The sequence below is a fragment of the Cloacibacterium caeni genome, from assembly GCF_907163105.1.
Taxonomy (GTDB): domain Bacteria; phylum Bacteroidota; class Bacteroidia; order Flavobacteriales; family Weeksellaceae; genus Cloacibacterium; species Cloacibacterium caeni_A.
In genome coordinates, this window is the sequence record NZ_OU015321.1 from 1,932,960 (window position 1) to 1,945,054 (window position 12,095).

At 33.2% G+C, this 12,095-nt stretch carries 13 protein-coding genes; 9 read left to right on the forward strand and 4 right to left on the reverse strand.

The genetic code is table 11. From position 1 onward, the window contains the following. Positions 1 to 10: 10 nt before the first annotated feature. Positions 11 to 1,462: a sensor histidine kinase gene (locus KKQ76_RS08975; RefSeq protein WP_213189926.1), complete on the reverse strand. Its 1,452-nt coding sequence runs from the start codon at positions 1,460 to 1,462 to the stop codon at positions 11 to 13. A 3-nt stretch (positions 1,463 to 1,465) separates the two neighbouring features. Beyond that, entirely contained in the window at positions 1,466 to 2,050 is a 585-nt protein-coding gene (locus KKQ76_RS08980) for a riboflavin synthase (RefSeq protein WP_213189928.1), read from the reverse strand. A gap of 106 nt (positions 2,051 to 2,156) precedes the next feature. Between KKQ76_RS08980 and pdxA the strand changes: the two genes are divergently transcribed. From pdxA to rocD, 6 genes are all read left to right on the forward strand, one after another. Further along, positions 2,157 to 3,245, forward strand: coding sequence for a 4-hydroxythreonine-4-phosphate dehydrogenase PdxA (pdxA, locus tag KKQ76_RS08985; protein WP_213196823.1), 1,089 nt, complete (start codon positions 2,157 to 2,159; stop codon positions 3,243 to 3,245). A gap of 48 nt (positions 3,246 to 3,293) precedes the next feature. Then, positions 3,294 to 3,818, forward strand: coding sequence for a YceD family protein (locus KKQ76_RS08990; RefSeq protein WP_213196824.1), 525 nt, complete (start codon positions 3,294 to 3,296; stop codon positions 3,816 to 3,818). Positions 3,819 to 3,849: 31 nt separating this feature from the next. Continuing rightward, positions 3,850 to 4,050 (forward strand): 50S ribosomal protein L32, encoded by a 201-nt coding sequence (gene rpmF / locus KKQ76_RS08995; RefSeq protein WP_069797844.1) that lies wholly within the window; start codon positions 3,850 to 3,852, stop codon positions 4,048 to 4,050. Positions 4,051 to 4,166: 116 nt separating this feature from the next. Continuing rightward, on the forward strand, positions 4,167 to 4,643 hold the full coding sequence (gene accB / locus KKQ76_RS09000; RefSeq protein ID WP_213196825.1) for an acetyl-CoA carboxylase biotin carboxyl carrier protein: 477 nt from the start codon (positions 4,167 to 4,169) through the stop codon (positions 4,641 to 4,643). Positions 4,644 to 4,739: 96 nt separating this feature from the next. Continuing rightward, positions 4,740 to 6,098: an acetyl-CoA carboxylase biotin carboxylase subunit gene (gene accC / locus KKQ76_RS09005; protein ID WP_213196826.1), complete on the forward strand. Its 1,359-nt coding sequence runs from the start codon at positions 4,740 to 4,742 to the stop codon at positions 6,096 to 6,098. Between the two features lie 104 nt (positions 6,099 to 6,202). After that, a complete protein-coding gene (gene rocD / locus KKQ76_RS09010; RefSeq protein ID WP_213196827.1) occupies positions 6,203 to 7,441 on the forward strand; it encodes an ornithine--oxo-acid transaminase in 1,239 nt (412 codons plus the stop codon). Positions 7,442 to 7,473: 32 nt separating this feature from the next. Here rocD and KKQ76_RS09015 read toward each other — a convergent pair whose 3' ends face one another. Then, positions 7,474 to 7,818, reverse strand: a complete 345-nt coding sequence (locus KKQ76_RS09015; RefSeq protein ID WP_213196828.1) for a phosphomannose isomerase type II C-terminal cupin domain — start codon at positions 7,816 to 7,818, stop codon at positions 7,474 to 7,476. A gap of 110 nt (positions 7,819 to 7,928) precedes the next feature. Between KKQ76_RS09015 and gltX the strand changes: the two genes are divergently transcribed. Continuing rightward, complete coding sequence (gene gltX, locus KKQ76_RS09020) at positions 7,929 to 9,440, forward strand: glutamate--tRNA ligase (protein ID WP_213196829.1); 1,512 nt, start codon at positions 7,929 to 7,931, stop codon at positions 9,438 to 9,440. A 52-nt stretch (positions 9,441 to 9,492) separates the two neighbouring features. After that, positions 9,493 to 10,449 (forward strand): acetyl-CoA carboxylase carboxyltransferase subunit alpha, encoded by a 957-nt coding sequence (locus tag KKQ76_RS09025; protein ID WP_213196830.1) that lies wholly within the window; start codon positions 9,493 to 9,495, stop codon positions 10,447 to 10,449. Between the two features lie 36 nt (positions 10,450 to 10,485). Here KKQ76_RS09025 and KKQ76_RS09030 read toward each other — a convergent pair whose 3' ends face one another. After that, positions 10,486 to 11,061, reverse strand: a complete 576-nt coding sequence (locus KKQ76_RS09030; protein WP_213196831.1) for a DUF6759 domain-containing protein — start codon at positions 11,059 to 11,061, stop codon at positions 10,486 to 10,488. A gap of 122 nt (positions 11,062 to 11,183) precedes the next feature. Between KKQ76_RS09030 and tsf the strand changes: the two genes are divergently transcribed. Continuing rightward, entirely contained in the window at positions 11,184 to 12,008 is an 825-nt protein-coding gene (gene tsf / locus KKQ76_RS09035; RefSeq protein ID WP_069798828.1) for a translation elongation factor Ts, read from the forward strand. Positions 12,009 to 12,095 lie beyond the last annotated feature (87 nt).

A 12,095-nucleotide genomic window follows, 5' to 3' on the forward strand; every position in this document is an offset into this window, starting at 1 on the left:
AGTAAAAAAGTTAAACGTTTGTTGGAAGAATAATCGTGAATTTGGTTCCTTTTCCTTCTTCGGATTTCACAGAAATATCGCCTTTATACTCTTCTATCATTTTTTTGACCATGGTTAAACCGAGTCCCATTCCAGAATTTTTGGTCGTAAAATTAGGCTCGAAGATTTGCTCTAATTTATCTTTAGGAATACCAATTCCGTTGTCTTCTATAACGATGATGATTTTCTTATTGAAAAGTTCTGCATCTATATTGATGATGGATTTTCTTTGTTCAGAAACTGCTTGTTTTGCATTGGTAATCATATTGGTGAAAATCCTAGAAAGATAAATTCTATCCATTCTCACCGGCATCATATCTTTATTCGCATGGAAATAAATATTACCATCATCATTGAAAACTCTTACCAAATTTTCTAATTCTTCTTTCAAATTAAAAGATTCATCATTTTTTGGCGGCAACTTGGCAAATTCTGAAAAAGCACTTGCTACAGTAGCTACTAAATCGATTTGGTCTACCAAACTTCGACTTAGATTTCTGACTTTTTGATCAATTTCTGGGTCATTTTTATCAAATTTTCTTTCAAAATTCTGAATAAGCAACTTCATTGGAGTGAGTGGGTTTTTTACTTCGTGGGCAACTTGTTTCGCCATTTCTCTCCATGCTTCTTCTCTTTCTTTATTAGCCAAAAGCATTTTTTGATCTTCAATTTGGTAAATCATTTTGTTATAAGATTTTACCAAACCACTTAATTCATCATTTTGAAAATACTTAATCGGCTTCATTTCTCTACCAAAAAGCGTAGTTCTGGTAATGAGCTCAGAAATTCTTGTAATCGTTTTGGTCAAATTTTTAGAAATTACCCAACTTAGCCAAATACTCAACAAAATGAGGAAAAGATTGACCAAAATAATGTACTGAACATATTTATTAAATGCACCTGCATAAATATTATCATTGTGATAAAAAGGGAAATACACAATCGCAATAGGCTCTAACATGTTATTCCTAAGAATCATATAAGAAGAGGTGACATTACTGCCCACTTTTTGATCGTATTCTTGTACATCTACTCTTTTGTCAGACTCCAAAACATTCATTAACGTTTCATGAGGAATTTTTTTCTGCGCTACAAGATTCAGTTCCTTATTCGAAACTAAATAATTACCTTGTAAATCATAAAGAATTACATCATGTTTATTGATATCCGAAATCTCGTAAATTTCGTTTTGGAGAATATTGACTAAATCCTTATCTTGAGTAATATTAGTATGGCTTACTGCGTAATCTAGCGTTTTCATTAATGCTTCAAACTTATTTTGCATTTCTGTAACGCTCTGTTCATCTGTAGATTTTTTGATGATAAGATAAGACATAGCTGTAGAACCTATGATACTGAAAAAACAGACTACCATAAATCCTATAAAAATTTTAGTTCTTAAGCTATAGCTATGTAATGCCATCTTTTATCTCTTCATAAGCTTGGCTACATATTTTCCAATAATATCGAATTCTAAATTTACACGGTCTCCCACTTTTAAAGTATTCATATTGGTATGTTCCCAAGTGTACGGAATTATCGCCACAGAAAACTGATTTTCTTTGCTATCAGCAACAGTCAAACTAATTCCATTTACAGTAATAGAACCTTGCGGAACTGTGGTAAAAGAACCATCTTCTTCGTAAGTGAATGTTAGATAATAACTTCCGTTAATATTTTCGATAGCAACAATTGAGCCAGTTTTATCTACATGACCTTGTACAATATGACCATCTAACCTGCCATCCATTTTCATACAACGCTCTAAGTTTACTATGCTTCCTACTTTCAATTCGCCCAAATTGGTTTTTTCTAGCGTTTCATTAATCGCTGTAACCGTGTACAAATCACCATCTATTGATTCTACAGTAAGACAACAACCATTATGCGCTAAACTCTGGTCTACTTTAAGTTCTTGTGTAAAAGGACCACTAAAAGTAAAGACAACATTAGTCCCTTGTTTTTCCAATTTTTCTACTTTTCCTGTCGCTTCAATTATTCCTGTAAACATATTTTGTTTATATAAGTTAAAGTTTAAAAATATTAGATTAAAGATTTATAAATTAAAAATCACTAAATTTGTGACAATCTATTTTAAAATTCAAAGATAATTAAAAATGAGTTCTAAACACCACAAAATTAAGGTAGGAATTTCAGTAGGCGATTTTAACGGAATAGGCGTGGAAATTATCCTAAAGGCACTGAAAGACAAAAACATTACTGACTTTTTCACGCCAGTAATTTTCGGGTCGGGAAAATTATTTTCTTACCAAAAAAATGTGTTTAAGATTAACACCACTTTTAATTATGTACAAACTGCCAAAGAAGCCGCTAATGGAAAACTCAACATTGTAAATCTCTGGAAAGACAATGTGAATGTAGACTTCGGGACACCCACCGAAGAATCCACTAAAATGGCTATAGATTCTCTAGAAGCCGCTACAGATGCTTTAATGAAAGGCGAAATAGATGTTTTGGTAACCGCACCAATCAATAAAGACGAGATGATGAAGCAAGGCTTCAAACATGCTGGTCATACTGGTTATTTTGAAGAAAAATTCGGCAAAAAAGGACTGATGTTCCTAGTAACCGAAAAATTAAAAGTTGCAGTTTCTACGCATCACATTCCTGTTTCAGAAATTTCTAAAAATATTTCTAAACAAAAAATAAAAGAACAAGTAAGAGTTCTTAACCAGTCATTGATTGAAGATTTCTGCATCCAAAAACCAAAAATTGCTATTCTAGGACTTAATCCTCATGCTGGAGACGGCGGTGCAATTGGCAAAGAAGAGATAGAAATTATAGAACCTGCTATCAAAGAATTATTTAATGAAGGAATTTTAGCTTTTGGCTCTTTCCCTGCAGACAGCTTCTTCCAACCAGAGAAATACAGTTCATTTGATGCTGTTTTGGCAATGTATCATGACCAAGGGTTAGCTCCTTTTAAAACATTAGCTTATGAAGAAGGTGTAAATTACACGGCTGGACTACCTTTCATCAGAACTTCGCCAGATCATGGTGTAGCGTATGACATTGCAGGTAAAAATTTAGCAGATGAGCAATCTTTTTCTGAGGCTATTTTTACAGCGATTAAAATTTTTAAAAATAGAAATGAGTATCAAGACCTCATAGAAAACCGCTTGAAACCAAGAGTTTTAGCTCATGACAATGGTATAGATGAAGATTTACCAGAAGAAAATGAATAAAACTTTTGTTATTTAAAAAAATTAACTTATTTTTGCACACCATTTTTTATGGACAAATTTAGAAATTATGACGTAGCATTTTCAGGGCTTAAGACTGGAAAGCACGAATTTAAATTTGAAGTAGAACAAGCGTTCTTTGATTTATTCGAGACTGAACAAGAGTTTTCAGGCGCTAAAATAGACGTAGATGTACTATTAGAAAAGCACTCTACCTTTTTAGATTTCCTGATTAAAATCCATGGAACAGTAAATTTAGTTTGTGACATCACCAGCGAAACATTTACTCATCCTATAGAAAACGAAATAAAATTCTTGGTAAAATTCGGAGAAGAATATGATGATAGTAATGAAGAAGTAATTACCATCCCACAAGGAGATAGTGCTTTTAACATTTCTCAGGCAATTTACGAAGCAGTAATATTGTCTATCCCTATGAAAAAAATCTCTCCTAATGCAAAAGAAGAAGATTTTGAACTCATCGAAAAATTCAGTCCCAAAGAAATTGAAGAAGAAGAAACCCACGAAATAGACCCTCGTTGGGAAGCTTTGAAAAAATTAAAAGACAAAAAATAGAAATCTTACATAAAGTTTAAAGAATTACAAAATGGCACATCCTAAAAGAAGACAGTCATCTACTAGAAGAGATAAAAGAAGAACTCACTACAAAGCTGTGGTTCCTCAATTAGCAAAAGATGCAACTACAGGTGAATTACACTTGTATCACAGAGCACATTGGCATGAAGGAAAACTATACTACAGAGGAAAAGTAGTATTAGAGAAACAAGTAGAAACTACTGAAGACTAATTAAGAAAAAGCGTAGCTTTTTTCTTTTCGATAAAAAAACCATTCTATTTATATAAAAAATTGAATGGTTTTTTGTTGTTTTATTACTATATTTGAAGCCGTAAAAAATTATATATATGGACTCTAAAGAATTATTAAATCTTATAAGATTCGTAGCAAAAGCTGGTGTTTCTGAAGTGAAATACAAAACAAAAGATTTCGAAATAAACATAAAAACTCCACTTGCTGGTAGTGAAGCAGTAAGTTATGTACCTCAACCTGTAGCTTATCAAGCTCCTGCTGTTCCAGTTGCCGCTTCTGCTGCTGCACCTGCTGCCGAAACAAAAACTGAATCAACTTCCGATGACAGCAAATACATCACCATTAAGTCTCCTATGATTGGTACTTTCTATAGAAAACCATCTCCAGACAAAGATGTATTCGTAAATGTAGGTAGTGAAGTAAAAAATGACACAGTGGTTTGTGTAATCGAAGCAATGAAATTATTCAACCAGATTGAAGCAGAAGTTTCTGGTAAAATTGTTAAAATTTTAGTAGATGACGCTTCTCCTGTAGAATATGACCAACCATTATTCTTAGTAGACCCATCATAAGTAATTTTAAATTATAAATTATAGATTTTAAGTGAATCTTTTTCATTTTAAAATAATTTAAAATTCAAAAATTTAAAATTTAAAATTTCTAAAAAGATGTTCAAAAAAATATTAATTGCCAATCGTGGAGAGATTGCTATGAGGATTCTTCGTACTTGTAAAGAGATGGGAATCAAAACGGTAGCAGTTTACTCTACTGCAGACAAAGACAGCTTGCATGTGAGATTCGCAGACGAAGCTGTTTGTATAGGACCACCTGTAAGTAAAGATTCTTATCTTAAAATTTCTAATATCATTGCTGCAGCAGAAATTACCAATGCAGATGCTATCCATCCTGGTTACGGATTCTTATCCGAGAATGCAAATTTCTCAAGAATTTGTCAAAAAAATGGAATAAAATTCATTGGTGCTACTCCAGAGCAAATAGAAAAAATGGGAGACAAAGCTACGGCTAAATCTACCATGAAAGAAGCTGGTGTCCCTTGCGTTCCTGGTTCTGATGGCTTAGTTCCCAACTATGAAACCGCTGCTAAATTAGCCGAAGAAATTGGCTATCCTGTAATGATTAAAGCTACAGCTGGTGGTGGTGGAAAAGGTATGCGTGCTGTTTGGAAAGCAGAAAATCTAAGAGATTTATGGGATTCTGCTGTACAAGAAGCCACTGCAGCTTTCGGAAATGGAGGTATGTATATGGAAAAACTTATTGAAGAACCTAGACATATCGAAATTCAAATTGCTGGAGACCAATATGGTAAAGCATGTCACCTTTCAGAAAGAGATTGCTCTGTTCAGAGAAGAAACCAAAAACTAACTGAAGAAACTCCATCTCCATTCATGACTGAAGAATTGAGAGAAAAAATGGGAGAAGCTGCTGTAAAAGCTGCAGAATATATTGGTTATGAAGGTGTAGGAACTATAGAATTCTTAGTAGACAAACATAGAAATTTCTATTTCATGGAAATGAATACCAGAATTCAGGTAGAGCACCCAATTACTGAACAAGTAGTTGATTTTGACTTGATTAGAGAGCAAATTTTATTAGCGGCTGGTCAACCAATTTCTGGTAAAAATTACTATCCAAAATTACACTCTATAGAATGTAGAATTAATGCTGAAGATCCTTTTAATGATTTCCGTCCGAGTCCTGGAAAAATTACTGAATTAAATATTCCTGGAGGTCACGGAGTGAGAGTAGATACTCACGTTTACAAAGGATATACCATTCCTTCTAACTACGACTCTATGATTGCTAAAATTATTACTACAGCACAAACTAGAGAAGAAGCAATTGCAAAAATGAAACGTGCATTAGAAGAATTCTATATCGCAGGAATTAAAACGACTATTCCTTTCCACAGACAATTGATGGAGCATCCTGATTATCTTGCAGGAAACTACACCACTAAATTTATGGAAGATTTCGTAATGGATAAATCATATGATAATATTGTATAAAATGTAACCAAATACATTCTAAAGTTGTCTTGAAAAAGGCAACTTTTTTTATTGAAAAATTCTAAAATTAAAATGTAAATTTGTAAAAATTCAATAATACATTTATGTCTACAAAAAACGCTCAATACTATATAGATTTAGAAGATAAACATGGTGCTCACAACTATCATCCGCTTCCTGTTGTATTAGATAAAGGAGAAGGTGTATATGTTTGGGATGTGGAAGGGAAACAATATTTTGATTTTCTATCGGCATATTCTGCTGTAAATCAAGGACATTCTCACCCAAAAATTGTAAAAGCACTTACAGACCAAGCTCAGAAACTTTCTCTTACCTCTAGAGCGTTCTACAATTCAAACTTAGGAGAATACGAGAAAAAAATCACTTCTCTTTTTGGGTTTGACAAAGTTCTCCCCATGAATTCTGGTGCAGAAGCAGTAGAAACAGCCATTAAACTTGCTAGAAAATGGAGTTACGAAGTTAAAGGAATTAAAGATGGTTATGCTAAAATAATCGTTTGTGAAAATAACTTCCACGGAAGAACTACCACCATCGTTTCTTTTTCTAATGACAAAGATGCACACAATAATTACGGACCTTTTACACCCGGATTTTTAAGAATTCCGTACAACGATATTGAAGCATTATCAAAGGTTTTAGAAGATGAAGCAGAACACATCGCCGCATTTTTAGTAGAGCCTATTCAAGGTGAAGCTGGTGTATATGTTCCAGATGAAGGATATTTAAAAAATGCTTCAGAATTATGTAAAAAACATAATGTTCTTTTCATTGCAGACGAAGTTCAAACAGGGATTGCAAGAACAGGAAAATTAATTGCTTGTCACCATGAAAATGTACAACCAGATATTCTTATCTTAGGAAAAGCACTTTCTGGAGGCATGTATCCAGTTTCTGCTGTTTTAGCAAATGATCAAATTATGCAGGTTATCCATCCTGGTCAGCATGGTTCTACTTTTGGCGGAAATCCATTAGCATGTGCAGTAGCAGTAGCGGCTTTAGATGTAGTAGAAGAAGAAAAACTATCAGAAAGAGCAGAAGAATTAGGGAAATTTTTCCGTGCAGAAATTCAAAAAATTATTGCTAAGACAGATTTGATTTATCACGTAAGAGGAAAAGGCTTATTGAATGCTATTTTGGTGAATGATACTCCAGAATCACCTACTGCATGGAATCTTTGTTTGCAATTTGCAGAAAATGGTTTATTAGCCAAACCTACTCATGGTAATATTATAAGACTAGCTCCACCATTGGTAATTACCAAAGAACAACTTTTAGAATGTGTAGCTATTATAGAAAAAGTAATCTTGAATTATAAAAAATAAAAAAATCCCGAGTATTTTCGGGATTTTCTATTTTAATTTCTTTCGTAATCGTCTTCTATTCTTACGATATCATCTTCTCCAAAATAAGTTCCAGTTTGTACTTCTACAAAAACTAAAACTTTATCACTGCGATTCTCAATTCTATGTTTAGCTCCTTGAGGAATAAAAATACTCTGCCCATATTGTAAGAAATTTTCTTCCCCATCTAATACTACTACCGCCTCTCCTTCTACTATTGTCCAAAATTCTTGACGATGATGATGGTATTGATAAGAAAGTCTTTGATTTGGCAAAACTTCTATTCGCTTTAATTTAAAATTAGGCTCATCTTGCAATACAAAATATTTCCCCCAAGGTCTTTCTCCAATTTCTAGCATACTTTTAAATTTAAATTAGAACGCAAAATTAAGAAATAAAAATTTTAGGTGCTGTATAATAATCAGAAAACTATAAAAATCGTAAATTTGCAACTTAAAATTTCTAAAAAATGAGCAAAGTAAGAGTGCGTTTTGCACCAAGTCCGACTGGACCTTTACATTTAGGTGGAGTAAGAACAGCGTTATATGATTATCTTTTTGCTAAAAATCAAGGCGGAGATTTCGTGCTGAGAATAGAAGATACAGATACAGCAAGATATGTAGAAGGTGCAGAAGAATACATTATGAAAGCTCTAGAATGGTGCGGCATTATTCCAGATGAATCCCCTATTCACGGAGGAAATTATGGACCTTATAGACAATCAGAAAGAAGAGATATTTACGACAAATACACCGCAGAAATCCTGAAAACAGATCATGCGTACATCGCTTTTGACACTCCTGAAGAATTAGAAAAAGTAAGAGCAGAATACGAAGCAAAAGGCGAAGTTTTTTCATACAATAACTTCACCAGAAATAGCATGAGAAATAGTCTTACACTTTCTGAACAAGAAACTCAGGAACTCATCAATCAAAACGTTCCTTATGTGGTAAGATTTAAAATGCCGATTGATAGAATTGTAAATTTAGAAGACATCATCAGAGGAAAATCTTCTGTAAACACCAATACTTTAGACGATAAAGTTTTGGTAAAAAATGATGGAATGCCAACTTATCATTTCGCCAATATTATAGACGACCACGAAATGGAAATCACACACGTAATCCGTGGTGAAGAATGGCTTCCTTCAATGCCTTTACACGTTTTATTATATGAAGCAATGGGTTGGAGCGCTCCAGAATTTGCCCATCTTTCTCTAATTCTAAAACCAGAAGGAAAAGGAAAATTAAGCAAAAGAGACGGCGCAAAATTTGGATTTCCAGTTTTCCCGATGAATTTCTATGACGAAGCAACTGGCGAAACGTATAAAGGTTATAAAGAAGAAGGTTATTTACCTGAAGCTTTTGTAAATTTCTTAGCTCTCCTAGGTTGGTCTCCTTCAGATGATAAAGAAATTTTAAGTCTAGAAGAAATGGCTGCTGAATTTGATTTGCATAAAGTACACAAAGCAGGCGCAAGATTTTCTAAAGAAAAAGCAGAATGGTTTAATCATCAATATCTTCAAAAACAGTCTAATGAAGAGCTTTTAGAAAGTTTTAAAAATTTAGAAGAAACCAAAAACATCAATCTTTCAGACGAAACTTTATTAAAAATCATTGGCTTAATGAAAGAAAGAGCCACTTTCGTGAAAGATATTTATACTCAAGGAAAATTTTTCTTTGAAGCACCTGCTGCATACGATGAAAAAGCAGTGAAAAAAGCTTGGAACGAAGAAACGGCTTCCATCATGACAGAACTTTCTGAAAAATTAAACACTACAGAATTTAAATCCGAAATTTTGAAGGAAGAAATTCATCATTTTGTAGAAGAAAAAGGTTTAGGTTTTGGAAAAATTATGATGCCACTTAGACTCGCTCTAGTAGGGGAATTAAAAGGACCAGACGTGCCAGATTTATTAGAAATTTTGGGCAAAGAAGAAAGTTTAACAAGGCTAAAATTAGCCATAGAAAAAATAAAATAATTCTTTCAAACAAGAAATTTTACTACATTTGGAGGATTAATTCTAAACAAAAATGGAATATTTAGATTTTGAATTACCAATTAAGGAGTTAATGGAACAATACCAAACTTGTTCTTTAGTTGGTGAAGAAAGCGGTGTAGATATGAAATTGGCTTGTAGCCAAATTGAAGACAAAATCATCGAAAAAAAGAAAGAAATCTACGGAAATCTTACGCCTTGGCAAAGAGTTCAACTATCACGTCATCCAGACAGACCGTACACATTAGATTTTATTAATGGAATTGTAGACAAAGATAGTTTTGTAGAATTACACGGTGATAGAAATTTTGCTGATGATCCTGCAATGGTAGGTGGTCTTGCAAAAATAGACGGTCAAAGTGTAATGATTATCGGAACTCAAAAAGGAAGAACTACCAAGGAAAGACAGCGCAGAAGATTCGGGATGAGTAATCCTGAAGGTTACAGAAAAGCGCTTAGATTAATGAAATTGGCAGAAAAATTCAGAATTCCTGTTGTTACTTTTATTGACACTCCTGGAGCTTATCCTGGTTTAGAAGCCGAAGAAAGAGGTCAAGGTGAAGCCATTGCTAGAAACATCTATGAAATGTGCCAAATGAAAACTCCTATTATCACCATTATCATTGGAGAAGGTGCTTCTGGTGGGGCTTTAGGAATTGGTGTAGGAAACAAGGTATACATGCTAGAAAATACTTGGTATTCTGTAATTTCACCAGAAAGTTGCTCTTCTATTTTATGGAGAAGCTGGGAGCACAAAGAAACTGCTGCCAATGCATTAAAACTTACTCCACAAGATATGCTAAAAGAAAAAATCATAGATGGTATTATAGAAGAACCACTTGGTGGAGCTCATTATGACCCTCAAATAGCTTATAATAATGTGAAGAAAAATATTTTAACCAATATTAAATCTCTCAAAAATTTCACTGGTGATGAATTAGTAAATCACAGACAAGAGAAATTTATTGCAATGGGTAAATTTGTAGGTTAACTTTTCTAAAAAATTTTAAATTAAAAAAGTCAGAAATTATTTTCTGACTTTTTTTGCTGCATTCAAGTTGATTTCTAAATCTTGTGTTATATTTTTAACCGATGCGTATTGCGCATTACAAATCATCGTGGTAATTCTGTACGTTCCTTTCTGCACCAGAATATAATTTTCACCCATTTTAGGAACATCTAGATTATAGAATTTTTTTCCTTCGAATTTTACAATGAGGTTACACTCAGATTTATTTCTAATCAAAACGTAAGCATCTTTTTTATTGGGGTCATTATTAAATAATTGCGTAAGAACTTCGGCAGTACGTTTTGCTTTAGCATCTGGTTCTCCTTTTGCCTCACTTTTTTCTACTTGTTTTTCTAATTTCTCGGTATTCAGCGGTTGTATACTCGGTTTAGCGGCTGCATTTCCACTCCCAGTCATACTGTTTAGCTTTCTCTGTAGAAAAGCAGTGTTTTTATTATTAGGATATTTTTTAATAAATTCTGCAATCACTTTAGGGTCTTTACTCAGCATTGCTTTGTCTAATTCCTGAGAAGTTTGCGAAAACAAAAAGGTGGAAAAGACTAGCAAAATAAGAAGTAAAAGTTTGTTTTTCATTTCAGTTTATTATCAATTATTTTTAGAAATATAACGCAAAAACCCTCTTTTTAGTTTACACGAAATTTCATATCTTTGCAAATCTAAAAATTTACCAAATAAATAAACAAAAAATTTCAATTATGTATACACCAGTTGCTGCAGACGTAGCTAAACTAAGAAACACAACAGGAGCAGGAATGATGGACTGCAAAAAAGCTTTAACAGAAGCTGAAGGAGATTTTGAAAAAGCTATCGAAATCCTTAGAAAAAAAGGACAAAAAGTAGCTGCTAACAGAGCAGATAGAGAATCTACAGAAGGAGCTGTAATTGCAAAAGTAAATGCTGACCACACTGCAGGTGTTGTAATCGCATTAAACTGCGAAACTGACTTCGTTGCTAAAAACGAAAGCTTCGTAAAATTAGCTCATGATTTCGCTGAAAGAGCGCTTAATTTTGACTCTAAAGAAGATTTCTTAGCTTCTGACTATAATGGTATTTCAGTTGCTGAAAAATTAATTGAACAAACAGGAGTAATCGGTGAGAAAATTGAAATCGGTGCTTTTGAAAAATTAGCAGGTGATTTCGTAGGTTCTTACATCCACGCTGGTAATAAAATCGCTACTCTTACTTCTCTTTCTGCTAATGTAGAAGGTGCAGAAGATGCTGCTAAATCTGTAGCAATGCAAGTTGCTGCTATGAACCCAATTGCTTTAGACGAGACTCAAGTTTCTCAAGAAGTTATTGATAGAGAATTAGAAATCGAAAGAGATATCTTAACTAAAGAAGGAAAACCTGCAAACATTATTGACAATATCCTTAAAGGAAAAATGCAGAAATTCTACAAAGAAAACACTTTAGTACACCAAGCTTTCATTAAAGATGGAGGTATGTCTGTTGCTGATTTCGTAAAATCTGTAAACGGTGATTTAAAAGTAACAGGATTCAAGAGAGTTGCTCTTTCTTAATCTTTTTAAATACTTAACTCATAAAAAACTCTGTAAGAAATTCTTACAGAGTTTTTTTATGCATTATTGATAATAATAAAGTAAATT

What these genes read in the sequence shown, in the direction of transcription:
- KKQ76_RS08975 (WP_213189926.1), bottom strand. Translation starts at nt 1,462, where the DNA reads ATGGCATTACATAGCTATAGCTTAAGAACTAAAATTTTTATAGGATTT.
- KKQ76_RS08980 (WP_213189928.1), bottom strand. Translation starts at nt 2,050, where the DNA reads ATGTTTACAGGAATAATTGAAGCGACAGGAAAAGTAGAAAAATTGGAA.
- pdxA (WP_213196823.1), top strand. Translation starts at nt 2,157, where the DNA reads ATGAGTTCTAAACACCACAAAATTAAGGTAGGAATTTCAGTAGGCGAT.
- KKQ76_RS08990 (WP_213196824.1), top strand. Translation starts at nt 3,294, where the DNA reads ATGGACAAATTTAGAAATTATGACGTAGCATTTTCAGGGCTTAAGACT.
- rpmF (WP_069797844.1), top strand. Translation starts at nt 3,850, where the DNA reads ATGGCACATCCTAAAAGAAGACAGTCATCTACTAGAAGAGATAAAAGA.
- accB (WP_213196825.1), top strand. Translation starts at nt 4,167, where the DNA reads ATGGACTCTAAAGAATTATTAAATCTTATAAGATTCGTAGCAAAAGCT.
- accC (WP_213196826.1), top strand. Translation starts at nt 4,740, where the DNA reads ATGTTCAAAAAAATATTAATTGCCAATCGTGGAGAGATTGCTATGAGG.
- rocD (WP_213196827.1), top strand. Translation starts at nt 6,203, where the DNA reads ATGTCTACAAAAAACGCTCAATACTATATAGATTTAGAAGATAAACAT.
- KKQ76_RS09015 (WP_213196828.1), bottom strand. Translation starts at nt 7,818, where the DNA reads ATGCTAGAAATTGGAGAAAGACCTTGGGGGAAATATTTTGTATTGCAA.
- gltX (WP_213196829.1), top strand. Translation starts at nt 7,929, where the DNA reads ATGAGCAAAGTAAGAGTGCGTTTTGCACCAAGTCCGACTGGACCTTTA.
- KKQ76_RS09025 (WP_213196830.1), top strand. Translation starts at nt 9,493, where the DNA reads ATGGAATATTTAGATTTTGAATTACCAATTAAGGAGTTAATGGAACAA.
- KKQ76_RS09030 (WP_213196831.1), bottom strand. Translation starts at nt 11,061, where the DNA reads ATGAAAAACAAACTTTTACTTCTTATTTTGCTAGTCTTTTCCACCTTT.
- tsf (WP_069798828.1), top strand. Translation starts at nt 11,184, where the DNA reads ATGTATACACCAGTTGCTGCAGACGTAGCTAAACTAAGAAACACAACA.